General features: G+C 35.0%; 25 protein-coding genes and 3 pseudogenes. 10 read left to right on the top strand and 18 right to left on the bottom strand.

Translation table 11 applies throughout. The features are described from left to right. The first annotated feature begins 120 nt into the window (after positions 1 to 120). Entirely contained in the window at positions 121 to 1,140 is a 1,020-nt protein-coding gene (locus tag AAGD69_RS01110) for a D-alanine--D-alanine ligase (protein WP_341812283.1), read from the top strand. Next, positions 1,121 to 1,879, top strand: a complete 759-nt coding sequence (locus AAGD69_RS01115; RefSeq protein WP_341812284.1) for a cell division protein FtsQ/DivIB — start codon at positions 1,121 to 1,123, stop codon at positions 1,877 to 1,879. The genes AAGD69_RS01110 and AAGD69_RS01115 overlap by 20 nt, the downstream gene beginning before the upstream one ends. Positions 1,880 to 2,302: 423 nt before the next feature. Here AAGD69_RS01115 and AAGD69_RS01120 read toward each other — a convergent pair whose 3' ends face one another. The 5 genes from AAGD69_RS01120 to AAGD69_RS01140 form a co-directional block, all read right to left on the bottom strand. Beyond that, on the bottom strand, positions 2,303 to 2,542 hold the full coding sequence (locus AAGD69_RS01120) for a hypothetical protein (RefSeq protein ID WP_265033401.1): 240 nt from the start codon (positions 2,540 to 2,542) through the stop codon (positions 2,303 to 2,305). A gap of 375 nt (positions 2,543 to 2,917) precedes the next feature. Further along, positions 2,918 to 3,805, bottom strand: coding sequence for a UDP-N-acetylmuramate dehydrogenase (gene murB, locus AAGD69_RS01125; protein ID WP_341812285.1), 888 nt, complete (start codon positions 3,803 to 3,805; stop codon positions 2,918 to 2,920). Further along, a complete protein-coding gene (gene hemC, locus AAGD69_RS01130) occupies positions 3,796 to 4,674 on the bottom strand; it encodes a hydroxymethylbilane synthase (protein ID WP_341812286.1) in 879 nt (292 codons plus the stop codon). Before hemC ends, murB begins: the two co-directional genes overlap by 10 nt. Before the next feature lie 190 nt (positions 4,675 to 4,864). Beyond that, positions 4,865 to 5,677: a transposase family protein gene (locus tag AAGD69_RS01135; RefSeq protein ID WP_410529814.1), complete on the bottom strand. Its 813-nt coding sequence runs from the start codon at positions 5,675 to 5,677 to the stop codon at positions 4,865 to 4,867. Between the two features lie 76 nt (positions 5,678 to 5,753). Next, complete coding sequence (locus tag AAGD69_RS01140; RefSeq protein WP_341812287.1) at positions 5,754 to 6,104, bottom strand: hypothetical protein; 351 nt, start codon at positions 6,102 to 6,104, stop codon at positions 5,754 to 5,756. 104 nt (positions 6,105 to 6,208) lie between these two features. Here AAGD69_RS01140 and AAGD69_RS01145 point away from each other — a divergent pair, with 104 nt between their 5' ends. The 3 genes from AAGD69_RS01145 to secD all read left to right on the top strand — a co-directional run bounded on the left by AAGD69_RS01145 (position 6,209) and on the right by secD (position 8,867). Then, positions 6,209 to 7,021, top strand: a complete 813-nt coding sequence (locus AAGD69_RS01145) for a transposase family protein (RefSeq protein WP_410529814.1) — start codon at positions 6,209 to 6,211, stop codon at positions 7,019 to 7,021. A 62-nt stretch (positions 7,022 to 7,083) separates the two neighbouring features. After that, entirely contained in the window at positions 7,084 to 7,254 is a 171-nt protein-coding gene (locus AAGD69_RS01150) for a hypothetical protein (protein WP_341812288.1), read from the top strand. Positions 7,255 to 7,349: 95 nt separating this feature from the next. Beyond that, positions 7,350 to 8,867 (top strand): protein translocase subunit SecD, encoded by a 1,518-nt coding sequence (gene secD / locus AAGD69_RS01155; RefSeq protein ID WP_341812289.1) that lies wholly within the window; start codon positions 7,350 to 7,352, stop codon positions 8,865 to 8,867. On the opposite strand, the gene AAGD69_RS01160 is transcribed toward secD, so the two are convergent. Further along, positions 8,864 to 9,649, bottom strand: a complete 786-nt coding sequence (locus AAGD69_RS01160; RefSeq protein ID WP_341812290.1) for an enoyl-ACP reductase — start codon at positions 9,647 to 9,649, stop codon at positions 8,864 to 8,866. The two genes, secD and AAGD69_RS01160, sit on opposite strands and share 4 nt — an antisense overlap. 413 nt (positions 9,650 to 10,062) lie before the next feature. Here AAGD69_RS01160 and AAGD69_RS01165 point away from each other — a divergent pair, with 413 nt between their 5' ends. Further along, positions 10,063 to 10,800: a hypothetical protein gene (locus tag AAGD69_RS01165; RefSeq protein WP_341812291.1), complete on the top strand. Its 738-nt coding sequence runs from the start codon at positions 10,063 to 10,065 to the stop codon at positions 10,798 to 10,800. A gap of 142 nt (positions 10,801 to 10,942) precedes the next feature. Here the strand turns inward: AAGD69_RS01165 and AAGD69_RS01170 are convergent. The 9 genes and pseudogenes from AAGD69_RS01170 to AAGD69_RS01205 form a co-directional block, all read right to left on the bottom strand. Continuing rightward, positions 10,943 to 11,774 (bottom strand): annotated as a pseudogene (locus AAGD69_RS01170) (transposase family protein). Positions 11,775 to 12,307: 533 nt separating this feature from the next. Then, positions 12,308 to 12,454 (bottom strand): annotated as a pseudogene (locus tag AAGD69_RS01175) (transposase); the annotation flags it as partial. 63 nt (positions 12,455 to 12,517) lie between these two features. After that, entirely contained in the window at positions 12,518 to 12,646 is a 129-nt protein-coding gene (locus tag AAGD69_RS06930; protein ID WP_353270857.1) for an IS3 family transposase, read from the bottom strand. Beyond that, a complete protein-coding gene (locus tag AAGD69_RS01180) occupies positions 12,643 to 12,924 on the bottom strand; it encodes a DDE-type integrase/transposase/recombinase (RefSeq protein ID WP_264328804.1) in 282 nt (93 codons plus the stop codon). The genes AAGD69_RS06930 and AAGD69_RS01180 overlap by 4 nt, the downstream gene beginning before the upstream one ends. After that, the gene (locus AAGD69_RS01185) at positions 12,908 to 13,099 is read right to left on the bottom strand and encodes a transposase (protein ID WP_341812292.1); all 192 of its coding nucleotides are present in this window, start codon (positions 13,097 to 13,099) and stop codon (positions 12,908 to 12,910) included. The genes AAGD69_RS01180 and AAGD69_RS01185 overlap by 17 nt, the downstream gene beginning before the upstream one ends. Positions 13,100 to 13,660: 561 nt before the next feature. Continuing rightward, complete coding sequence (locus AAGD69_RS01190) at positions 13,661 to 14,026, bottom strand: hypothetical protein (protein WP_341812293.1); 366 nt, start codon at positions 14,024 to 14,026, stop codon at positions 13,661 to 13,663. 119 nt (positions 14,027 to 14,145) lie between these two features. Beyond that, positions 14,146 to 15,813 (bottom strand): aminopeptidase P family protein, encoded by a 1,668-nt coding sequence (locus tag AAGD69_RS01195; RefSeq protein WP_341812294.1) that lies wholly within the window; start codon positions 15,811 to 15,813, stop codon positions 14,146 to 14,148. Positions 15,814 to 15,818: 5 nt separating this feature from the next. Next, entirely contained in the window at positions 15,819 to 17,840 is a 2,022-nt protein-coding gene (gene mnmG / locus AAGD69_RS01200) for a tRNA uridine-5-carboxymethylaminomethyl(34) synthesis enzyme MnmG (protein WP_341812295.1), read from the bottom strand. Between the two features lie 105 nt (positions 17,841 to 17,945). Further along, on the bottom strand, positions 17,946 to 18,404 hold the full coding sequence (locus AAGD69_RS01205; protein ID WP_341812621.1) for a hypothetical protein: 459 nt from the start codon (positions 18,402 to 18,404) through the stop codon (positions 17,946 to 17,948). Between the two features lie 32 nt (positions 18,405 to 18,436). On the opposite strand from AAGD69_RS01205, the pseudogene AAGD69_RS06935 reads away from it, so the two are divergent. Next, positions 18,437 to 18,550 (top strand): annotated as a pseudogene (locus AAGD69_RS06935) (IS3 family transposase); the annotation flags it as partial. Between the two features lie 22 nt (positions 18,551 to 18,572). On the opposite strand, the gene AAGD69_RS01210 reads toward AAGD69_RS06935, so the two are convergent. Continuing rightward, positions 18,573 to 18,797, bottom strand: coding sequence for an ankyrin repeat domain-containing protein (locus tag AAGD69_RS01210; protein ID WP_264329086.1), 225 nt, complete (start codon positions 18,795 to 18,797; stop codon positions 18,573 to 18,575). A 150-nt stretch (positions 18,798 to 18,947) separates the two neighbouring features. On the opposite strand from AAGD69_RS01210, the gene AAGD69_RS01215 reads away from it, so the two are divergent. Then, on the top strand, positions 18,948 to 19,166 hold the full coding sequence (locus AAGD69_RS01215) for a hypothetical protein (protein ID WP_341812296.1): 219 nt from the start codon (positions 18,948 to 18,950) through the stop codon (positions 19,164 to 19,166). Positions 19,167 to 20,343: 1,177 nt separating this feature from the next. Beyond that, positions 20,344 to 20,673: a hypothetical protein gene (locus AAGD69_RS01220; RefSeq protein ID WP_341812297.1), complete on the top strand. Its 330-nt coding sequence runs from the start codon at positions 20,344 to 20,346 to the stop codon at positions 20,671 to 20,673. A 16-nt stretch (positions 20,674 to 20,689) separates the two neighbouring features. On the opposite strand, the gene AAGD69_RS01225 is transcribed toward AAGD69_RS01220, so the two are convergent. Continuing rightward, entirely contained in the window at positions 20,690 to 21,502 is an 813-nt protein-coding gene (locus AAGD69_RS01225) for a transposase family protein (protein ID WP_410529814.1), read from the bottom strand. A gap of 76 nt (positions 21,503 to 21,578) precedes the next feature. Continuing rightward, positions 21,579 to 21,791, bottom strand: a complete 213-nt coding sequence (locus AAGD69_RS01230; RefSeq protein WP_341812298.1) for a hypothetical protein — start codon at positions 21,789 to 21,791, stop codon at positions 21,579 to 21,581. A gap of 540 nt (positions 21,792 to 22,331) precedes the next feature. Here AAGD69_RS01230 and ltrA point away from each other — a divergent pair. Further along, positions 22,332 to 23,633, top strand: a complete 1,302-nt coding sequence (ltrA, locus tag AAGD69_RS01235) for a group II intron reverse transcriptase/maturase (protein ID WP_341811720.1) — start codon at positions 22,332 to 22,334, stop codon at positions 23,631 to 23,633. The last annotated feature ends 21 nt before the right edge of the window (positions 23,634 to 23,654 follow it).

Raw genomic sequence — 23,654 nt, forward strand, 5'->3', positions numbered from 1 at the left:
TATGAAAACCTGTACGCAGTCTAAAAGACATGGTAGAGTAGGTATAATTTATATAGAAAATATGTGCGTAAGTCCATATTATAACTTAAAATGCAGACGTTAGCATAAAAATTATATAGAATGCTCATGATTCCAACTATAGCAATTTTAAGTGGTGGGTTTTCTTGTGAGAGAGAAGTGTCGCTTATGAGCGGAAAAGCAGTAAAGAAGGCAATTGATAGCCTTTCATATAATGCAATAGAAATAGATGTTGACAGCAACATTGCTGAAAAGCTTAAAAAAATTAATCCCAACCTTGCTTTTATCGCTCTGCATGGACCTTATGGTGAAGATGGCTGCATTCAAGGTTTACTGGAGATTTTAGGTATAAAATATACACACTCAGGAGTTATGGCTTCTGCTGTTGCTATGAATAAAGTGATGTCAAAGCATATATTTCGATCCCTTAGTATCGACACTCCAAAAGGTTATGTAATTAGCCAAGAAGATCTACTAAAAAATAATATTAAAATCGATTATCCGTACGTCTTAAAACCAATTAACGAAGGTTCTAGCATCGGAGTGCATATTGTTTCCTCATATGAAGACCATTTAAAATTTAAAAATGACGCTATCATACTTGATGTCATTCAAGTAGCTGACACTGGAATCCAGAAAAAAGAACCAGTGTCAGCTACCTCTATGACAAGAGACTTGATGATCATAGAAGAATATGTCCCAGGAATAGAGTTACATACTGCTTTATTGCTAGATGAAGCAATTGGCACTATGGAAATACGACCAAAAAATAAATTCTATGATTATGAAGCAAAGTATACAGATGGATTTGCAGAACATATATTTCCTGCTGAAATTCCTGACAATATATATAAAATGACCTTGGAACACGCACTGAAAATTCATCAATTTTTAGGCTGTAAAACTATTTCCCGCTCAGATTTCCGTTATAATCCCAAAAATAACACTTTAAAAATGCTTGAGATTAATACACATCCTGGCTTTACTGAGTTATCGTTAGTGCCAGAAATTGCAAAATTGGTAAAAGGAATCAATTTTAATGAATTAGTTAAAATTATTATTGAAGATAGTTTGCAGCACAAAAATATTAGGGATTTAAGTCATGTTGAGCAGTATTACTAGAAGCCAAAGGAGTTTTTTGCGTAAGTGTGCCTTGGTTATTATCACAGCACTTTTTCTTACGCTAATGCTCTACAGCTCACTTGATAAAATAATAAATCGATTTAATTACTACTTTACTTGGTATAATGACTGCCTATCTAGTTTATTACTCAGTAGTGGATTTTCAATCGACGAAGTAGTCGTGAGCGGCAATAAATTTACAAACAAAAAGGATATTCTAAGTTTGACAGATAGAACACAACCTATCCTGTATATATCACTTTCAAAACTTGCCGGTAACATACAATCCGTAAGCAGATGGATAAAATACGTAAGAGTTCACAGAATTTTGCCCAATACCCTACATATTAATATAGATGAGCATAAACCGTTTGCTCTCTGGAAAGATAATAACAAAACCTCGGTAATTGATTTCGAAGGCAAAGTGATCGTAGATGACTATCCAGTAAATGATCTTGTTGTAATTACAGGACAAAACTCGTTATCAAACCTAGAATTTGTTAGAGATGTGCTAGAGAGTAAAACTCAATTAAGTGACCACATTTCTTCTTTTGCTTATATAGGGAATAGAAGATGGAATATCATACTTGATAACGATTCCACAGTGAAACTGCCTGAAGATAACCCTTCTAGTGCATGGGACTATTTAAACCACTTACATAATACAACTGATTTTACTTTCAGCGATTGGAGTATTATTGATATGCGTATTACTGATAAAATTTTTGTGAAGAGGTGATCTGCTGTCATCCAAGTAGCGGGATGACGAGCTTATCGTCATGCTGCCGCGAACCGTCATACCGCCGCGGTATCTCTTAGCCGCTAACAAGCAGCGGGATGACGGTTGTCGTTTAGCTACAAACATTAAGAAACTTACCAAATGGAAAAAAAGGCAAAAGAAGCCCCGGTTAATATCTATTTTAAAACATTGGCGTTTTTTTTATGTTTTAAACACTTAATAACCGCGACTCAGCTTATGTAGGTAAAAACCTAGAAATTTTATAAAGACATACGATGCACATAGTGCAAAAAATTAAACAATAGTACGCCAAATACGAGTTTTCTTGTCATTTTAATCTGCTGCAGAGATTGCGAAGTTAAATAAAATAGCTTCAATTTTATGACGTTCAGTACAATGTTGCAAATTAAAAATTTCTCCATCCTACGCTGGTTCTTCGATCCGAAATGCTACTTCTACCTGATCACGACCAATGTTAATTTGTTCTATTAATGCTTTAATAATACCACGTTTAGTTCGCCAATCTAGCTGTTCCAAGTTCGATTTTACACTAGAATAAAGACTCTTTATGCTATTTATAATAAGATTCATTCCCTTTTCTACTGCCTTTTGGTCAACTACCTTTTTTTTCTCTTCTTCTATCCCTTTTAAGCGTTCCTTCATTAGACTTCTTGCATAACTAAAGAAAAGGAGTACTATAAGGAAGGTAATATATTAGTGAAGGTATGAAATTTGAACAAATAAACAAGCTTGATGAAGAGGAATTTCGTAGGTTAACAGGAGTAAAAAAAAACATTTAAAAAAGTAATTCAAATTTTAATAGAGGAAGAGACTAAGAAAAAGGCAAAAGGTGGAAAGCCAAATAAGCAGTGCATGAAGGATCGTCTTTTAATGGCCTTGGCATCATTCTACCTTATCTAAAGCCATTTTATACCTTTTTATCCCTTCTGGGGAAACCTTTTTTCAGTTAGCTATAGATTACTTGTCTACCTTATTTGCCGTTCTCCTGAACGAATATACAGCAGCTATAAAAACTGTTTAATAGCTACCCAAAACCCTTATTTCCCACTCAAGTTCAACATTAAATTTATCCTTCACTGCATCTTTTACTCTGTTGCCAAGGTTTTCCAAGTCAGATGCAGTTGCATTATCGTAATTGAGCAAGAAGTTACAATGTTTCTTAGAGATTCTAGCTCCACCAATATTTAACCCTAGGCAGCCAGATTTATCAATTAACTCCCATGCTCGGTAGTTTTTGGGATTTTTGAATATGCACCCAGCAGTTTTTCCTCTTATTGGCTGGCTTTTATTTTTTTTCTCAACAATTTCTTTTAACCTTTGCAATATAAGCTCATGCTCTGAGTTTACTCCTTTAAACTCAGCTTCAACAAAAATCCAATTTCCTTTTAAGCTATGTCCACGATAAAAATATCCCATTTCTTTGCTGGAGAACTCATATAGGTTTCCATCCTCTAGGTTCACTGCTTTTATGGATTGTACAACGCTTGCGATGTCACTACCATACGCACCTGCATTCATTTCTATTCCGCCACCAACTGTTCCTGGAATTCCAACTAGAAACTCGAGTCCACTAATTTGTTGCTCTCCTGCAAAGTAAGCAAGGTTCCTGAGCAGCACAGCTCCCCCAGCTACAATAGAGTTGTTACCCTTACTTTTAATATATGCAAACTCCTTACCTAATTTTACTGTTATTCCTCGAATGCCACTATCTCGTACTATTATGTTGGATGTTGCACCAATAACGCTAACTGGCAGTTCAGTATTTTTAATCAAGTATGTTAAATCTTCAATATCACATGGTTTAAATAACACATCAGCTCGTCCACCGACGTTTAACCACGTCGCTTTAGACATTAAGATGTCATAACGATAGATTCCACGTACTTTAGGTAAGCTTATAAGCATTTTGATTTCAACTCTAGTCCTGCATCCATACCCATTTTCTCCGCATCTTCTATAAATGAAGTGCGCTCAGTGAAGTATATATTTTTTCCACTTGCTAACATACAACAAAGGTGTAGAATATTTTCGTTTACATATTCAGCCAAAGCTGCAAGTGGTGTAAAACATGAACCATTCACTGTCTTCATAAAACTGCGCTCTGATTTCACTCTTATAAAAGACATATTATTATTAATTTTCTCTACAAGATCGATAATTTTTACATCATTCCTTCTACATTGAATACAAATCGCTCCCTGTCCCACTGCACTTAACATAACTTTTGGTGGCAATACCTCTGTAATTAAGTGATTCTTTTCTAATCTTATGAGTCCTGCTTCAGCTAGAATTATTCCATCAAAACTTTGATTTTGCAATCTAGTTGTTACATTTCCACGTAGCGATATTATATTTAGATCTGGTCTAACATTTAACAACTGAACTTTTCTTCTTATTGAAGAAGTGGCAATAGTAGCCTGCTGTGGCAAAGACTCAAGGCTATTGTGTTTATGAGAAATGAACGCATCGCATGGACTTAGCCTTTCTAAAACACAAGGAATTGTTAAACCCCCTGAGAAAAACGCAGGCACATCCTTTAGCGAATGAACTGCCATATCTATATTATTTTCGAGCAATTCAGCCTCAATTTCTTTAATGAATAATCCTTTACCTACTATTTTAGCAAGATTTGCGTTTGCATACTTATCTCCAGAAGTTTTTATCTTAACAATTTCAATAGATAAGTTAGGAAAAGAGTCCAGCAACTTTTGTTTTGCTTCCAAAGCCTGGGCAACTGCAAGCTTGCTTCCTCTGGTACCTATTTTGACTAGCATGTATTTTACTTCATGTTATATGTTTGTATTCTATGTCTATTTTTGTGTTATTTCCAATTTAGTTATTGGCTATTCGATAATCAGCATAATATAATGTACATGTTTAGTTAATAGCCAGGGAGTATTTATAGACCTGCTGAGAATCAAGCAATAAAAAGAAGGAAAGGAGGGTGACTAAAATCAAGGTTAACTAAAAGGCGTGCTTAAGATTCACAATACCAGCAATAATATTGAACCTCAGGTTGTATTTTTTCTGAAAATTGCGGTAAACATGAGACATAATCTTAAATATCTTTATCTCACGGATCTTATTTTCTACTCTCATTCTAAATGATGCTAATCTTCTATTATGCTCTTTCTGCTCTGGAGTTAATGGCTTTTTACGATACTTTTTATATGGAATTATAACATTGCTTTGCAATTTTTGCCAACCTTGATATCCAGAATCGGCATATTTTATGCTATCGATTGGTAAATATTTTTCTTGTTTCCTTATGCGAAAATCATTAATTCTACCACGATATGAATTTGACACTGATAAAATTCTTCCACCTTCTTCGATAACAATCTCAGTTTTCATAGTGTTGGTTCTTTTTTTTCCTGAATATGATTTCTTCCGTTTTTTACTATCTTCTGGTCTCTGTATTTGCTGTTCTGTAACATCAGCCAGAATCTTCAGTATTTTTTCTGGTGTCATACTTCTATCTTTTGTTATAGTAACTTTTTTGGCAAGTAATGGCTCTATTTTCTTCAGTAACCTACATACATTTGCGTTGTGCACATTGAACAGGCACCCTAAAAATCTATGTGTTATGTAAGTGCGATAGTACAAAATTACGCAAAATAACTTATCTTCTAGAGTTGGTAGTTGTGATCTTCTACCATGGCACTTTTTCTGTTTTTCAACTCTTTCCCACCCAGACCTCACTTTTTCCACTACCTTTTCGAACTCCTCTATAGTTAAACCTGTTATATTACGAAAGTTTCTTGGGTGTTTCTTCATGTTATAGTAACTAAAGCTCATTTTTTTACCTTACTCAATCTGCTTATTCTTCTTCTACTTCTCTCACATTATTTTTTCAATCACCTTTTGCAGCAGGTCTTATGTTAAAATCGGACAATAGACCATTATTGACTGGTGGAATTTTGGGTTGTGTGTTTGCTTTATGCTCAGTAATACTCTTTGTTGATTCCGTTGTAATAAGAAAGCCAAACGAACCATTATCAGGATGCAAAAATTTAGAATTATTATGGGAATACAAAAATTTTACCAAATTAATTATAAATCTTGTTGTTCCAATTGTGTTTGGAGTTGGTATAGGAGCAGGAGTAAATTTTATATTAGGAGCTGGTATTGCAACAGCTGCAAATGCTGTTTTTCCTTCTACAATGTTAATTCGGGGGTCGTCCAGATGCCTTCTTAGGTTCATCAATAGACCTGCTGCAAAAGGTGATTGAAAAAATAATGTGAGAGAAGTAGAAGAAGAATAAGCAGATTGAGTAAGGTAAAAAAATGAGCTTTAGTTACTATAACATGAAGAAACACCCAAGAAACTTTCGTAATATAACAGGTTTAACTATAGAGGAGTTCGAAAAGGTAGTGGAAAAAGTGAGGTCTGGGTGGGAAAGAGTTGAAAAACAGAAAAAGTGCCATGGTAGAAGATCACAACTACCAACTCTAGAAGATAAGTTATTTTGCGTAATTTTGTACTATCGCACTTACATAACACATAGATTTTTAGGGTGCCTGTTCAATGTGCACAACGCAAATGTATGTAGGTTACTGAAGAAAATAGAGCCATTACTTGCCAAAAAAGTTACTATAACAAAAGATAGAAGTATGACACCAGAAAAAATACTGAAGATTCTGGCTGATGTTACAGAACAGCAAATACAGAGACCAGAAGATAGTAAAAAACGGAAGAAATCATATTCAGGAAAAAAAAGAACCAACACTATGAAAACTGAGATTGTTATCGAAGAAGGTGGAAGAATTTTATCAGTGTCAAATTCATATCGTGGTAGAATTAATGATTTTCGCATAAGGAAACAAGAAAAATATTTACCAATCGATAGCATAAAATATGCCGATTCTGGATATCAAGGTTGGCAAAAATTGCAAAGCAATGTTATAATTCCATATAAAAAGTATCGTAAAAAGCCATTAACTCCAGAGCAGAAAGAGCATAATAGAAGATTAGCATCATTTAGAATGAGAGTAGAAAATAAGATCCGTGAGATAAAGATATTTAAGATTATGTCTCATGTTTACCGCAATTTTCAGAAAAAATACAACCTGAGGTTCAATATTATTGCTGGTATTGTGAATCTTAAGCACGCCTTTTAGTTAACCTTGATTTTAGTCACCCTCCTTTCCTTCTTTTTATTGCTTGATTCTCAGCAGGTCTTATGTTACAAGGTGCAGCAATAGGAGCAATTACAGTTATAGCAGTGTTTGGAGCACTATGGACTGCTAATAATATAGTCGATTATATAGCTCAATGCTTTTCTCCAACAGAAAAAGTAAACAATAATATTGATGAGGTTGCTGTTGATTCAAGTGTGGAGCGTGCAGTTTAGCGAGGATAAATTAATATATCCTATTATTACCTCTGCCTTGTAGTAAGTAATTATTTAGTCTACAATCAATTATTACAATTTTAAACCTACAACTTATGTACAACAGGCTTATAGTCAAATCTTTTTCAGTGTTATGCATTTGTTTACTTGCTTTATACATAACACTGCCAAATTTCTTTGATAATAAGCTTTTTATTTCGAAAAAAAGAATAAACTTAGGCCTTGACCTGAAAGGAGGGGCATCTTTGCTTCTAAACATAGACTTAGACTTCTATTTTAAGGAAAAGCTAAGCATGCTAGCTGATGAGATAAAAGAGACATTGCTAACAAAAAATATTGAATCTAACGTACAAAATAGCGAACAAGTAATTGTAACTTTAAATAATATTGATGATTATAAAAAAGCATCTGTGTTGATTAATGCGATAAATCCAAATTTAGAGCTAAATAGAAAAGATTCTTCAATTCTTATTTCGTATAAACCCCATTATAAAAATTCTTTGATCAGAGAAGTAGCTGCAGAATCAATAAAAAATGTCCAGCGCCGTTTGGACAAACTTGGCACAAAGGAAGTCAGCGTTCAAAAACAAGGGCAGAATAAAATATTAGTGCAGGTGCCTGGAGTAGAAGACACCAAGCAGATAAAATCTCTGCTTGGCAAAACTGCTAAACTAGCTTTTCATTTGGCAAACACTAACATAGCCAAGGTGCAGGATATAGATCACGAAACTACTGTAATGCTCAAGGATTCTTTAGGTAATTCTTATCCAATATTCCGCAAAACTGAAATAGGTGGCGATTCGCTGGTTAACGCATCAGTTAGATTTGATCACTTAGGTAAACCAACAGTGCATTTTAAATTTGACAGCATAGCGAGTAAAAGATTCGCGAAAATCACTAAAGAAAATGTGGGAAAACCTTTTGCAATTGTTCTGGATAACACAGTATTAACAGTACCTACAATACGTGAGCCAATTTTAAATGGAGAGGGAGAAATTAGCGGTAATTTCACTGAAAAACAAGCAAGCGAACTTGCAATACTTTTAAAATCTGGAGCACTGCCAGCACCACTTAAAATAATTGAAGAAAAAAACATTGGCCCAAGCCTTGGAGAAGAATCAATAAAGGCAGGGGAAATGGCAGCAACAATCTCTATTATAGCCGTGGCTTTATTTATAATTATCACTTACGGCAAATTAGGTATATTAGCTTCTGTTGCGCTTTTTTCTAATGTAATTCTTATATTATCAATTCTCACTCTGCTTGAAGCAACTCTAACTTTACCTGGAATTGCAGGTATTGCACTCACTGTCGGTATGGTGGTGGATGCAAATGTTTTAATATTTGAGCGAATTCGCGAGGAAATCAAATCTGGCAAGAGAGTGGAACGTGCTATTGAAGAAGGGTTTAAAAACGCTATAAAGACAATACTGGATTCAAATATCACAACACTCATTGCTGCAGGAATAATGTTCATTATTGGCAGCGGAGCAATTAGAGGCTTTTCTGTCACTTTATCAATAGGAATTTTATGTTCGATGTTTTCTGCAATCACAGTCACAAAACTCCTGATAGAGTTGTGTATGAACCCGAAGGAACTAGTGCTTTGTTAGTCAAACACCTTCATTCCCACAACGTTATATCCTGAATCGACGTGCAAAATTTCTCCAGTAGTGCCACTACTTAAGTCGCTTAATAAGTATAACGCTGCCTTGCCAACATCCTCTATTGTAACATTGCGTCTAAGCGGAGAATTATTTCTATTCCATTCTGATATGAAGTGAAAATCGCTTATTCCAGAAGATGCTAAAGTTCTGATTGGACCAGCGGAAATTGCATTTACTCTGATATTTTGTGGCCCGAGATCACATGCTATATATTTTACACTTGCTTCAAGTGCTGCTTTACATAAACCCATAACGTTATAATTTGGCATAACTTTTTCAGCGCCATAATAAGATAAAGTAAGTAAACTACCACCACCTGACATCATTTTTTCAGCTCTTTGCGCTAAAGCAGTGAAAGAATAGCACGATATATGCATTGCATTGAGGAAGTTATTCAGTGAAGTATTGACATATTTACCATCTAACTCATTTTTATCGGAGAATGCTATTGCATGCACCAAAAAGTCAAGAGTACCCCATTTTTTCTCTATTATTTCAAAAGCGTTATCTATGATTTTTTCATTTGAAACGTCACAGTGTAATATTAGCTCCACATTTAATTCATCTGCTATTGGTGATAGTTTTTCTTTTATTATTTCATTCTGGTAGGTGATTGCAAGTTCTGCCCCGTGCTCTGAGAGAGCTTTTGCTATACCGCATGCTATCGATCTCTTATTTATTATTCCAGTTATTAACCCCTTTTTGCCTTGTAATAGACTTGCCATCATAGAACTATCTTTTTTTTATAATTTGGAGTATTAACTAGATAAAGTCAAGATATCAACTATGTTTTAAAACATTTTTTGCAGTAACTTGAAGTCTAGTATTAGCAATACCACTGTTAACAAAAAGGCAGCGATGAGAGTTTCTATAGCTAACCCAAGAAAGGTTTCCCTACGTCATACCGCCGCGGTATCTCAGCATAGATTCCGCTAACAAGTAGCGGAATAACGAATTTGTTGTTTTTCAAATTGTAGGTAAACCTAAGCCACTTTAGCTATAGCAGCCGTCTATCTTAGATTGCTTCTTATTAAAAAAACAAAGCCTTATTAATTAAATATTATAGTTAATAATTACACTCTTTTGACAAATAATTAAAATAGTGTTAAACTGCGTGCATAAAATAATTAGTGAGGGTGCAATGTTAAGCAGTATTATAAAAGTAAAATTAGAGAAAAACTGTTGTCCTTTTGAGAAATTAGAAAACTTCTTTGCTAAAAGGGTATTTCATATAGATGATAGAAAAAGGTTCAAAGAACCTTCAGTAAAGTTAGTTATCGAACATGGATACGATGAAACTTTAACTCTACCAAGAGAAGCAATACCTGATTCTTTCGCTTTGCAGCTTTTATCTTCACTTTATAGAGGAAATGCACTAGCTTTACCTATTATATTAAAATACCTTGTTCACAGGAATTTATCTAAAGATTTTGATGAGATCAGTAAAAAATTACAGGCCAAAATGGATCAAGATATACAAGAAGCGGAGCTACAAAACAATTCTAAAATTTCTAAAAAAATTGAGGTATGCAAACAAGACATTTTAAATGTTCTTAGTGGCGGTAAATCAGTATTGAGTGATCAATTGAAGCAAAAATACTATTCTATACTAGAAAATGAGGTTAAAGAATTAAAGGCTGAGATTTCAAAAGAACTAGAAGACTATACTAACAAAACTAACATTCATGAAATATATCAAAGCCTTAATAATAAAAAGAAAAACGGAGGATTATTAAAAGAAGTAGCATTAGGATGTTTAGGTATCACTGCTATAATATTAATGCTTACTTCTGTATTCTTCTTTCTCCCAATAATAATAGCCATTAACCCACCCACTCATATGAGTATGCATGAAGTAACGGGTTTATTAGGTATATAGCAGTTTTACCTTTCATTGTTATGGCATTAACGCTTATAATAGCAGGTGTAGCTTACTTAGCAAGTTGTGTTCTAGAGCATAAGACCTGCTGAGAATCAAGCAATAAAAAGAAGGAAAGGAGGGTGACTAAAATCAAGGTTAACTAAAAGGCGTGCTTAAGATTCACAATACCAGCAATAATATTGAACCTCAGGTTGTATTTTTTCTGAAAATTGCGGTAAACATGAGACATAATCTTAAATATCTTTATCTCACGGATCTTATTTTCTACTCTCATTCTAAATGATGCTAATCTTCTATTATGCTCTTTCTGCTCTGGAGTTAATGGCTTTTTACGATACTTTTTATATGGAATTATAACATTGCTTTGCAATTTTTGCCAACCTTGATATCCAGAATCGGCATATTTTATGCTATCGATTGGTAAATATTTTTCTTGTTTCCTTATGCGAAAATCATTAATTCTACCACGATATGAATTTGACACTGATAAAATTCTTCCACCTTCTTCGATAACAATCTCAGTTTTCATAGTGTTGGTTCTTTTTTTCCTGAATATGATTTCTTCCGTTTTTTACTATCTTCTGGTCTCTGTATTTGCTGTTCTGTAACATCAGCCAGAATCTTCAGTATTTTTTCTGGTGTCATACTTCTATCTTTTGTTATAGTAACTTTTTGGCAAGTAATGGCTCTATTTTCTTCAGTAACCTAAATACATTTGCGTTGTGAACATTGAACAGGCACCCTAAAAATCTATGTGTTATGTAAGTGCGATAGTACAAAATTACGCAAAATAACTTATCTTCTAGAGTTGGTAGTTGTGATCTTCTACCATGGCACTTTTTCTGTTTTTCAAGTCTTTCCCACCCAGACCTCACTTTTTCCACTACCTTTTCGAACTCCTCTATAGTTAAACCTGTTATATTACGAAAGTTTCTTGGGTGTTTCTTCATGTTATAGTAACTAAAGCTCATTTTTTTACCTTACTCAATCTGCTTATTCTTCTTCTACTTCTCTCACATTATTTTTTCAATCACCTTTTGCAGCAGGTCTCTAGATCTTTCTGGTAATTGTGAGATGAATTATAAGGTAGAACCTTCGGCACCACCATACGATGAACCTAAGCAGCCAGGATTGTACCCAGATCTTTCAGAAGAACTTTTAGCATTGTTATGCAATAAGAAAGATTCACAACCAAGCAGTAATTTTAATTCTGCTCTACCTCCATCTAATACAGCAAGGGGTGTAATTCAGAGCTAGAGGTTATGATTGTAATAAAGACATAAAAAAAACGGACAAGTCAAGTAAAGTTACAAACGTAATTTTGCTTGACTATCCATTTATCACCACCTAAAACAGCTAACAAAGCCATCTCATATGACATTTTGTCTATACCTAATTAAGCATATCAATAAGTAAGTAAATTTTAATATAATCTTATTATACTTATAAATATGCTGTATATAGCTAACCTAAGTAAGGTTTCCCCGAGTGCTGAAAAACAAAATCAATAGCAGAATTGATATCGGGCCAAAAGCTTGGCAGCGCTTTTTTTTATGGCATGCTTGATGGCAAACCAGAACTTCTCAATTGGATTTAAATCAGGCGAGTATGGCGGCAAAAATAAAACTTTACATCCAACACTTTCTATTAATTTTCTCGTTCTTTCAGACTGACCTTACCCAGAAAAAGTAGAGAGAAAGTTAAGACGTTTTTGTCATGAGAATGATGCATCAAATTGTGCAGGAATGCAATAATTAATAGTAGAATGCCTACGTTGTTTGTTATAAAAGATTTCTATGTATTCAAATATGGCAGTTCTGGTTTGTTGAGCGAGAAGTATCAATAAGCAGCTCCCTTTTGAGTGAACTTTTCTGCAACAGAGTTATCGTAACAACATCCCTTATGGCTCATGCTGGAAATGATGTTTTTTGTATTCAATAGAAATTGGTAATTTTGAGAGGTATACTGTGACCCTTGATCGCTATGTAACAGCAGATTTTTATCGGGTTTGCGCTTATTAACGGCCATCAATAAAGAGTCAATAACCAATTGTTTATTTATTGAGCTACTCATTGACCAGCCAACTACCATACGTGAATATAGGTCAATTATTGCTGCCAACAACCTTCCTTGTGTTCGGAGCTACAACTCGGTTGCTTATTTGCTGTTTTTTATTTTTGAACCTTCGTCTAAGTTTGGCTTTAATGCCATTTTCTTGCATAACACTTTGTACTGTTTTGATGTTATAATTTTTGCCTAAAGCTTTTAATTCAGCGTGAATTTTAGGGATCTGCATTTGGATGCTTTTTTTGAATATCTGCTAGAAGCCCATCTCTTGCTAATTCCTTACTGCTTTTTCCCTTAGCAACCCATTTATAATAACCACCAGCAGATATGTCTAAAACCCTACATAGTTCCTGTATTTTATAGCAATTTCTATATAAAAGAATACTTTACTCTTTTTGTTTGGTCAGGGCTTTTTTTTAAATGTCTCTTTCTCTTGTTACTCTTGCTAGTTCTTTTTTTAGATCAAATCTTTCTTTGTCATAAGGAGCCTTTGTCTGGAAATGCGTATGCTTCTGACATTTTTCCATCATATTTTCTTACCCATTTACTTAACATACTGCCATCTATGCCTAGATCTTTTGCTATTTTTGTACTTCTGTTTCTTTAACCAGCTTAACAGCTTCTAATTTGAATCCTGCTGTATATTCCCTTCTATTTGCCATATTTTGAAAAAACGTTTTATTTTACTCCAAAAACGTCTTAACTTTCTCTCTACTTTTTCTGGGTAAGGTCACTAGACACTTATGTATCTGTGCATAGAATGACAGAAGAGACTTGCGTTAGATATTATTTATTTACTTTCGATCTTTTCTATCAATTTTTTAGCTAAGCCTCTTAGCTTTTTACTGGATTCATCAAGCTCTTGAATTTGCGAGCTATGCTCTTTCATTATTTCCTTATAGTTACCTCTTATGTAGTCAATCATTTCCTTCATCTGAGCAATCATCTTGTTAACATCCATACTACCCAAATCAGGTACCATGCCAGGCATAGCCCCTTCTAACATACCGCCAGCCATAAGCTGCTGGGACATTTGCATAAATGGTTTTAAAGTCTGATTAAGCAATTCAGGATCCTTGGCTAATTTTTCTATTTGCTCTTTGCAAGTATCCATATACTGCTTCATAAATTCATCTTCTTGTCCTTTGTCTATCATAATATGTCTACCTAAAAATACGTATTCTTTATTATATATCGTTTTTAAATTAAAAACAATACAAAATACCTATCACAATTGCATTAATACTTTTTAAACAATAAAAAATGCTCCTTTGCTTACAAATGGTCACATACCTTCTTTAACCATTCCTTATCTTTTACGCTATTTTCTAAGTTTTCATAGACAAATTGATGATAGCTATTTATCCATTCAATTTCATCTTTAGTAAGCATTTGCACATCTATTAGCCTTCTGTCATATGGAATGAAGGTCAGTTGTTTTAAATGTAAAAAGCTATTTTCTTGTCTGTCGACATACATCAGATTTTCAATTCTTATTCCATACTCTCCCGGAATGTAATAACCAGGTTCGTTGGAAAGTATCATTCCTGGCGTGAGTTTCACTTTATTGCCCTTTGATATTGCTTGTGGTCCTTCGTGTACTGATAGGTAACTTCCTACTCCATGCCCTGTACCATGCATATAGTCCATTCCAAATTTCCATAAATGCGTACGTGCCAATATATCCAATTCTCCACCAGTAGTGCCAGAAGGAAAGATGACACTTGCTACAGCAATGTGAGCTTTCAATACTATTGTATAGTGGGTTATTTGCTCACTAGTCGGATTACCAACCACTACAGTTCTTGTCACATCAGTTGTGCCATTAAGGTATTGGCCACCAGAGTCAATCAAATATAGTCCACTTTTCTGAATTACCTTATTCGTCTTACTGCTTGCACGATAGTGAATTATTGCACCATTTTCATTAAATGCGGAAATTGTTGGAAAACTTGGTTGCTTAAACAAATTCTGTTCTTTTCTGTATTCTAAAATCTTTTCTTCAGCTTCAAGTTCTGTACCAACATTACTTTCAAGCCAATGTAGAAAGTTTGTAACTGCCACTCCATCTCTGATATGCGCATTTATAGCCCCAGCTATTTCAGTTTGGTTTTTTACTGCTTTATAAATTAGACAAGGATCTTCTCTTTCAGCTACCTGTTTATCTTTTATTACAGCCATGATACTCATTGGAGTTGTGTTTGGATCTATAACTATTGAATTTAGCTTGTGCAGCGAATTTTCTAGCTCACTAATATCAAAAATATTTATATGATTGACTAAATTTACTTCTATAGTTGAATGTTCTTTATCTTGAATAAACAAATCAACATTACCGCTTTTATACAATATAGCACGGCCCAATATACATGGAGTATATTTGGCATTTTCATTTCTTAAATTTAATAGCCATGAAATTGAATTTGGATCAGTTAAAAGCACTGCTTCAGCTTCTTTATCTATGCTTTTAGCGACTTTTTCACATTTATTCTTGCTACTTTCACCAGCATATTTAATAGAATGTAAAACCACTGCTTGTTTTCGATAGTCACTTTTTTTTCCAGCTAAACAGGGTATTAATTTACAGATATTCTCATACTTTCTTATATCTTCTATGGTAAAATATTGCAAATAGTAACCTAGTGAGGTGGTCAATGTTAAGTTTGCTTTTACCCATTCGCGTGGATCCTCTTCTTGTATATTATATACTTGAAAATTGCCCCGATCGAGCTGATTGCGAGCTTGTGTGATATAGCGTCCATCCGTAAAAAATGGGCACTTGTTGTCTTTTGTAACGATAAGTAGCCCATTTGTTCCTGTAAAGCCACACAGCTTTGTTAGCTCCTCTGAATACTCATTTAAATATTCATCTTTAGTATGCAACATAAATGCGTCAACATTTGTTTCACACATAAAAGAACGAAATTCTTCGATTTTTGACATATACCTCACGCAAAACTAGCAGCTACTTTCGTTTTCTTATTCCTAAGGTACACTAATATGCTCACTATCGCTGCGGGAGTGATGCCTTGTATTTGCTTTGCAATGCCAATCGTCGCTGGTTTTATCGTCTGCAACTTTTCTATTACTTCACTTGATAGGCCTTTAACTTGTGAATAGTTAAAATCAATTGGAATTTGAGTGTTAATTTCCTCTCGTAAAAACTTCATATCTGCTTCTTGTCTTATTAGATAAGGTTTGTATTTTGCTTCAATTTCAACTGCTTCGCATATTTCATTCTTAGTTATGCTACCCATTGCGGCGTCATTCCAGCGCGTAACGCTGCTTTTTTCCTGGATCCTAGTGTCACGCACTGGGATGATATGAGAGTGTCCTGAGATGACGGAAGAGGATCCAGTATCCGTTATGCAGCGCGTGATGCTGCTTAACTCCGGCCATATTTCTTGTAATTTATTCCAGTCGATGTTTGGATAGCTGAGTAAATCTAGTGCCGTTTTTCTTATCCCATCATAAGATATTTTAATACCATAAGACCTAAGCTGCTCAGGAGTAATCGTCAGACTCCCTAACTTCTCTTCAAGCTGCTTAATGGATTTAAGTTTATTCTGTAAAACAGAGTATCTCTCATGCGAAACAAGGGAAATATCATAACCTTTTTGTGTTAATCTTCTATCCGCATTGTCTGACCTGATAGCTAGCCTATATTCTGCACGTGAGGTAAATAATCTATAAGGCTCGATCACCCCTTTGGTGACCAAATCATCTATCATTACACCGATATATGAATCTGTGCGGTGAAGAACAAAGCTTTCTTTTTTTTCAGATGCAGAGAGTGCTGCATTAATTCCGGCGATAATTCCTTGCCCTGCTGCTTCTTCATATCCAGTGGTGCCATTAATTTGGCCAGCAAAATATAGACCTTTAATTTTCTTAGTTTCAAGAGTATGGCTTAGTTCTCGTGGATCAATATAGTCATACTCAACTGCATATCCAGACCTCAATATTTCTGCGTTTTCAAGTCCTTTGATACTCTTTATCATTTCATTTTGCACTTCAACAGGCAATGAATTTGAAATTCCGTTTGGGTATACAGTATCATCATCCAGCCCTTCTGGTTCTAAAAATATTTGGTGACTACTTTTTTCTGCAAATTTATTAACTTTAACTTCAATGGATGGGCAGTATCTTGGTGCAACAATGTCATCCAAATACGAAGAAGCTGACCTATGAAGATTTTCTCTAATTATTTTATGCGTATTTTCATTAGTATGGGTAATAAAGCATGATACCTGAGGTTGGTTAATTTTTTCTGTGAGATAAGAAAACGGCACAGGTGGGTTATAACCCACTTGTTCTTGCAATATTGACCAGTTTATAGTATTACGATCAAGCCTTGGTGGAGTTCCGGTACGCAGTCTACCTAATCTAAAATCATACTTCTTCAACGTATTTGCAAGTTCTACTGCAGACTTATCTCCCATTCTTCCTGAAGGAGTTGTTTGCTCTCCTATATGAATCACACCCCGCAGAAAAGTCCCTGTAGTTAGAACGACTTTACTTGTTTGTATATGTTCACCTGAGCTTATCATTACAGCTTTAATGCACGGTTCTCCATTGCCATTACTTTCTATAAGAAAATTGTCAACCGACTCTTCTTTTACCGTCAAATTGTTATAATTTAGAATAATTTCCTGTATTGCCTGCTTATATAATTTTCGGTCTGCCTGTGCACGTGGTCCCCATACTGCTGCACCTCTGCTGCTATTTAAAATGACTGAGTGTATGCTTGCTTGATCGATTGCTCTTCCCATTATTCCATCAAGAGCGTCAACTTCCCTGACTACAACACCCTTTGCAACTCCTCCAATTGCTGGATTGCAGGACATTTCTCCTATAGTTGAAATTTTATGAGTTATAAGCAGCGTGTTTGCACCAAGGCGAGCTGCCGCAGCAGCAGCTTCGCACCCTGCATGACCACCACCTACTACTACTACGTCATATTTATGCATGCTTTTTTGAGTAATTCTACTCTACTAATATTCCGATTATCAACGGTTAATGTCAAATCTTGTTATTCCAATGTTACACACTGGAATAACAGAAACCTTACTTGATTAGCTTAAACTTTCTTCCTTCCCTTTTGAAGAAAAGTGCTCAACTATAGGAGAGATAATATAATCGTTCACTTTGTCAGCTATAAGGAACCCTGCGATTGGTGCTATTATTGCTATTGCTCCTATTGTTGCACCTGCTAAAACTGCAGATCTCGCTCCAAGCATTACACCAGGAGAAATAGTAGTTGCAGCTGCAGCAAGACCAACTCCAATTGCAGCGCTTATGGGTGCTGCAATACTGAAAACTGTACAACCTTTTTTAGAATCTATTCCATCAGATTTGCACAGCAAACATCCTGCAAAAAAAAATATAGCCGCTGCTGGAATTATAGAACCAACAATTCCACCTATGGCTAAAGGTGAAAAAGCTGTGACACTTAATCCCAAACCTGTAAGTGCCCCTATTGCAGTGCCTATTAATGATGCTCCAATCGCCAATATTAAAGTCTTTTTGTCCATCAAAAGGGAGCTGCTTATTGATACTTCTCGCTCAACAAACCAGAACTGCCATATTTGAATACATAGAAATCTTTTATAACAAACAACGTAGGCATTCTACTATTAATTATTGCATTCCTGCACAATTTGATGCATCATTCTCATGACAAAAACGTCTTAACTTTCTCTCTACTTTTTCTGGGTAAGGTCATTTACATCCGCTCCCTTTTCTATCAAGTGCCTTACTACCTCAGGCTCACGTTCTATAACAGCGCAAAATAAGGAAGTACAACCATGACTATCTTTTGAATCAACATCATATCCCATTTCTTCTATATAATATTTAACTATATTTAGTAAACCTTCTCTAGCGGCAATATGTAAACCTATCTTTTTTCCGTTAGCTTCATTCATAGTCATACCTAAAAACTATTACATACAGAAATTATAGAAGATATTCTATAAACACAAAATGTATTTCTATACAGCCCTACTTCCTTTCTTTATTGAAAAGTTTAGAAAAATGTTGTATAATTATTATAGTAGTAGATTTTGGTAAAACATATGGCAAACGCTAACATAGCTCTCAGTAAAGAAATTTTGCAGAATCTTACTAAGTTATCTGAACTTACTAAGCAGCCTGTTCAAGAATTAGCAGAGAAACTAATCGGAGAAGCAATTGAACTTGAAATGGACGACTTTTTATTATCTGTGGTTGCTGATCAATATGATATTGAAAGTGCAGAAACGGTTGATTACGAAGACGTTAAGTGGAGATGTTGATCATAAAGACGCCAAGTGGAAATAAAGCATTACAAAATTAAATTTTTAAAGAATGTTACTGAAAAAGATCTTCCAGCTTTACCGGTAACAATAGAGTCAAGAGTAAATAAAGCAATACAGGAACGGCTTACGGTCGATCCAGTGAATCTTGGTGAGCCTTTACACTATAGCTTTAAAGGGTTTAGAAGACTAAGAGTTCCGTATTATATATCATGTAAACACTGTGAAATATGAAGTAACTATCGTTGCAATAGGACATAGAGACACCATTTACGAGAAGGCTTGAAGATAATCAATAAATATATTTTTCAATAAATTTTACCCTCCTTTTTTATCAAGTTACATAAGTAAATTATACAGAAAATCATAAAGATTATATATATTATACAGCCCTCCTTCCTGATCCATTCTCTACCTTAGGTGGCTTTGCTCAGCTCAAAAATAACTCATTTTTTTGGCTACCCCCTACTATAAGTTATATATTATATATATAATATATAACTCATTGTAAGAGGCGACGAAAACAAGATCTTGAGTTTGAGGAGCCTCCGGTTTAAGGTAGAGAATGGATCAGGAAGGAGGGCTCAGGGTCGATGGACGTTGATAAAGATATAAATTAGTTGTTTAAGGGTTACAAAGACTACATCGATAAACTACTTAGATCCAGAGATATCAACTATGTTTTTGTAGGAAGTTCAGCAAGCCTTGTTTTTTTGTGCAAAACCCTGTTTTTAAATCATAATGTTCGTGTAAGTGTTGCCATCTTTAACCTTTTATAGTATTCTTGCATATTGAAACTATAAAATTCAATTTATGTATTTACGTTCTATAACCCCAGTTTTAGAAGGATTTTCTAACTGCTTTGGGCATTACAGAGTCTGGTAAAACAACTATTGCAAAAACGTTACTTGCCGTACGTATCTTTAGAAAATATTGACACTCGTTTTCAAGCGCAACTAGGGCATTTCTAGCTAATTATCAGCAGGGCGCTATTTTTGATGAAGTACAGCACGTGCCTGAGTTATTATCATATCTTCAAGAAATAGCTTCCTGTAAAGGGTCGATATGTACTAACAGGGTCTCAAAATTTTGCCCTCAGTCATCATGTTTCTCAATCTCTTTCAGGGCGCATAGGCATTATTGCCTCTGAGTTTATCTGAGCTCAGTACGTTCATAAATGTTAATTCAGCTATTTTTAAGGGAGGATACCCTGGGTTACATAGCCTTGATATGCATCCACTGGCCAGCTACATTCAAACCTACATTGAGCGAGATGTTCGACAACTTAAAAACATTGAGAATATTGCAAACCTTCCTCAACAGGTCGAGTATCTTATCTCTTGCTCAAGATTGTGGCACTTCTCATACAACTATGCGGCAGTGGCTGAATATTTTTGAAGCTAGTTACCTAATATTTTTTCTTCAACCATTTCACCAACAAGCGTTTAATCAAGATGCCAAAAGACCTGCTGAGAATCAAGCAATAAAAAGAAGGAAAGGAGGGTGACTAAAATCAAGGTTAACTAAAAGGCGTGCTTAAGATTCACAATACCAGCAATAATATTGAACCTCAGGTTGTATTTTTTCTGAAAATTGCGGTAAACATGAGACATAATCTTAAATATCTTTATCTCACGGATCTTATTTTCTACTCTCATTCTAAATGATGCTAATCTTCTATTATGCTCTTTCTGCTCTGGAGTTAATGGCTTTTTACGATACTTTTTATATGGAATTATAACATTGCTTTGCAATTTTTGCCAACCTTGATATCCAGAATCGGCATATTTTATGCTATCGATTGGTAAATATTTTTCTTGTTTCCTTATGCGAAAATCATTAATTCTACCACGATATGAATTTGACACTGATAAAATTCTTCCACCTTCTTCGATAACAATCTCAGTTTTCATAGTGTTGGTTCTTTTTTTTCCTGAATATGATTTCTTCCGTTTTTTACTATCTTCTGGTCTCTGTATTTGCTGTTCTGTAACATCAGCCAGAATCTTCAGTATTTTTTCTGGTGTCATACTTCTATCTTTTGTTATAGTAACTTTTTTGGCAAGTAATGGCTCTATTTTCTTCAGTAACCTACATACATTTGCGTTGTGCACATTGAACAGGCACCCTAAAAATCTATGTGTTATGTAAGTGCGATAGTACAAAATTACGCAAAATAACTTATCTTCTAGAGTTGGTAGTTGTGATCTTCTACCATGGCACTTTTTCTGTTTTTCAACTCTTTCCCACCCAGACCTCACTTTTTCCACTACCTTTTCGAACTCCTCTATAGTTAAACCTGTTATATTACGAAAGTTTCTTGGGTGTTTCTTCATGTTATAGTAACTAAAGCTCATTTTTTTACCTTACTCAATCTGCTTATTCTTCTTCTACTTCTCTCACATTATTTTTTCAATCACCTTTTGCAGCAGGTCTATTGTTGTGATTTGTTATGCAATCTACCAATTGACCAGAAAGAAGGGATTCACTGCTTGCATGATTATCTGCTAAAGTTACAAGGCGCCTTGACATCAAGATACTAAAAGAAGAAAAAGTAATAAACCATAAGAACAATGTATAAAAAAACATTGAATTTACATAATAGCTGGCAATAAATGCAACCATTAATAATGAAGTACCTCTGATAAAATCTTTAGAAATAATATGCAAGGTGCGCCAAGAAGTGCGTAAGGAACAGTTGGTGAAAATCTAACTCAGGTAAAGCCTAGCCAGCAATCTGGAACGAACTATTATGCTACGTAAGGTAACAAGCGTAGTAGGGCTAATAGAAGGGACAATATAGGATGCAACGAAAGTAAAGGTATTGAGTCCCGAAATTTTTGACGATATGGAGGTTGACGCTCTCTTGCAGGCGGAAGACAAAATAAGTGATAACGAAAAGGCAAGATATCACTTGCTCCATCGGGATCTAAGGCCGTGTCATGTGTTGAGATGGAACTTACGTGAACTTGGGAGATCCTTTGTATTCCCAATAGGGTACTCTAGAACAAGTCAATAAAGGCGAGGACTGGGGAAAGATACGAAGGAAGTCGGACTAACTGATAGTACTCAGAGTGTGGGAAAGCCACATACAAGGGGAAGCGGTTAGCAATATAGTAACTGGTATAGGGATTGCTATACAAATACAACAGAGATTGGAGGAATATGCAAGGAAAACTAGACCAGATAGTAGAAAGAGCGAAGCGAGATAAACGATTGAAATTCACATCGTTAGTGCATCTGATAAATGCAGAGAATCTTGCAGAGTGCTATAAGGAACTAAAACGAAACAAGGCTTGCGGTATAGACCAGGTAACAGTGGAAACTTACGGAGAAAATCTTGAAGAGAAGCTTAGAACTCTAGTGGATAGCATGAAGAAAAAGCAGTATCAACCGCAACCGGTGAAAAGGGTATATATACCAAAAACTGGGAGCAAAGAGAAACGCGGGCTCGGAATACCATCAACAGAAGATAAGTTGGTACAGATAATGTTAAAGAAGATACTAGAAAGTATTTATGAAACAAATTTTCTGGACAACTCTTATGGATTTCAACCAGGAAGAAGCTGTCATCAAGCGGTCAAAACACTGAATAAAGCAGTTATGGACAAACCAATTAATTACATTGTAGAAGTGGATATCAAGAAGTTCTATGATAATATTCAGCATAAATGGCTAATGAGATGTCTGAGAGAGAGGATAACAGACCCCAACTTATTGTGGTTAGTAAAACGGTTTCTCAAGGCAGGAATAGTTGAAGCTGGACATTATGAAGCAACCGAACAAGGTACACCACAAGGCGGTATAGTAAGCCCAATATTAGCTAAAATATACCTACATTATGTATTGGATTTGTGGTTTGAAAAGAAATTTAAACCTAGATCCAGAGTGAGTATGCAGCTAATAAGGTTTTGCGACGATTTTGTAGTGTGCTGCGAAAAGGAAGAAGATGCGAAAGAGTTCTTGGAATTGCTGAAACAAAGATTAAGAAAATTTGGATTGGAAATATCTGAAAACAAAACAAGAATAGTAAAGTTTGGCAAGAGAGAATGGTATCAAGCAGAAAGAGAGAAACGAAGAAAGAATAGCTTCAAATTTCTTGGATTTACCCATTATTGTGGAAAGAGTCGTAATGGTAGACTAATGATAAAACAGAAAACTGTAAAAACAAGTCTAGCCAGAAAGATTAAAGAAATCAAAGAATGGATGAAGAGAATTCGAAATCACGATCGTCTTAAAGAATGGTGGCAGAAACTCAAAACTAAACTAACAGGACACTATAGCTATTTCGGAATTAGCGGAAATTATCGATGTTTAAGTCAATTCTATCGATCGATAACAAGGCTAGCATTTAAGTGGATAAACCGACGTAGTCAAAAGAGAAGTATGAAGTGGGAGCAATTCAACCATTACTTACTAGTCAATCCACTACCAAAGCCAAAAATACACTATTCTTTATATACATGAGAGCGAATGCTATGAATGCTA

It is taken from the genome of Wolbachia endosymbiont (group A) of Conops quadrifasciatus, assembly GCF_964027015.1.
Taxonomy (GTDB): Bacteria; Pseudomonadota; Alphaproteobacteria; order Rickettsiales; family Anaplasmataceae; genus Wolbachia.

What these genes read in the sequence shown, in the direction of transcription:
- AAGD69_RS01110 (WP_341812283.1), top strand. Translation starts at nt 121, where the DNA reads ATGCTCATGATTCCAACTATAGCAATTTTAAGTGGTGGGTTTTCTTGT.
- AAGD69_RS01115 (WP_341812284.1), top strand. Translation starts at nt 1,121, where the DNA reads ATGTTGAGCAGTATTACTAGAAGCCAAAGGAGTTTTTTGCGTAAGTGT.
- AAGD69_RS01120 (WP_265033401.1), bottom strand. Translation starts at nt 2,542, where the DNA reads ATGAAGGAACGCTTAAAAGGGATAGAAGAAGAGAAAAAAAAGGTAGTT.
- murB (WP_341812285.1), bottom strand. Translation starts at nt 3,805, where the DNA reads ATGCTTATAAGCTTACCTAAAGTACGTGGAATCTATCGTTATGACATC.
- hemC (WP_341812286.1), bottom strand. Translation starts at nt 4,674, where the DNA reads ATGCTAGTCAAAATAGGTACCAGAGGAAGCAAGCTTGCAGTTGCCCAG.
- AAGD69_RS01135 (WP_410529814.1), bottom strand. Translation starts at nt 5,677, where the DNA reads ATGAAGAAACACCCAAGAAACTTTCGTAATATAACAGGTTTAACTATA.
- AAGD69_RS01140 (WP_341812287.1), bottom strand. Translation starts at nt 6,104, where the DNA reads ATGAACCTAAGAAGGCATCTGGACGACCCCCGAATTAACATTGTAGAA.
- AAGD69_RS01145 (WP_410529814.1), top strand. Translation starts at nt 6,209, where the DNA reads ATGAAGAAACACCCAAGAAACTTTCGTAATATAACAGGTTTAACTATA.
- AAGD69_RS01150 (WP_341812288.1), top strand. Translation starts at nt 7,084, where the DNA reads ATGTTACAAGGTGCAGCAATAGGAGCAATTACAGTTATAGCAGTGTTT.
- secD (WP_341812289.1), top strand. Translation starts at nt 7,350, where the DNA reads ATGTACAACAGGCTTATAGTCAAATCTTTTTCAGTGTTATGCATTTGT.
- AAGD69_RS01160 (WP_341812290.1), bottom strand. Translation starts at nt 9,649, where the DNA reads ATGATGGCAAGTCTATTACAAGGCAAAAAGGGGTTAATAACTGGAATA.
- AAGD69_RS01165 (WP_341812291.1), top strand. Translation starts at nt 10,063, where the DNA reads ATGTTAAGCAGTATTATAAAAGTAAAATTAGAGAAAAACTGTTGTCCT.
- AAGD69_RS01185 (WP_341812292.1), bottom strand. Translation starts at nt 13,099, where the DNA reads ATGCAGATCCCTAAAATTCACGCTGAATTAAAAGCTTTAGGCAAAAAT.
- AAGD69_RS01190 (WP_341812293.1), bottom strand. Translation starts at nt 14,026, where the DNA reads ATGATAGACAAAGGACAAGAAGATGAATTTATGAAGCAGTATATGGAT.
- AAGD69_RS01195 (WP_341812294.1), bottom strand. Translation starts at nt 15,813, where the DNA reads ATGTCAAAAATCGAAGAATTTCGTTCTTTTATGTGTGAAACAAATGTT.
- mnmG (WP_341812295.1), bottom strand. Translation starts at nt 17,840, where the DNA reads ATGCATAAATATGACGTAGTAGTAGTAGGTGGTGGTCATGCAGGGTGC.
- AAGD69_RS01205 (WP_341812621.1), bottom strand. Translation starts at nt 18,404, where the DNA reads ATGGACAAAAAGACTTTAATATTGGCGATTGGAGCATCATTAATAGGC.
- AAGD69_RS01210 (WP_264329086.1), bottom strand. Translation starts at nt 18,797, where the DNA reads ATGAATGAAGCTAACGGAAAAAAGATAGGTTTACATATTGCCGCTAGA.
- AAGD69_RS01215 (WP_341812296.1), top strand. Translation starts at nt 18,948, where the DNA reads ATGGCAAACGCTAACATAGCTCTCAGTAAAGAAATTTTGCAGAATCTT.
- AAGD69_RS01220 (WP_341812297.1), top strand. Translation starts at nt 20,344, where the DNA reads ATGTTAATTCAGCTATTTTTAAGGGAGGATACCCTGGGTTACATAGCC.
- AAGD69_RS01225 (WP_410529814.1), bottom strand. Translation starts at nt 21,502, where the DNA reads ATGAAGAAACACCCAAGAAACTTTCGTAATATAACAGGTTTAACTATA.
- AAGD69_RS01230 (WP_341812298.1), bottom strand. Translation starts at nt 21,791, where the DNA reads ATGGTTGCATTTATTGCCAGCTATTATGTAAATTCAATGTTTTTTTAT.
- ltrA (WP_341811720.1), top strand. Translation starts at nt 22,332, where the DNA reads ATGCAAGGAAAACTAGACCAGATAGTAGAAAGAGCGAAGCGAGATAAA.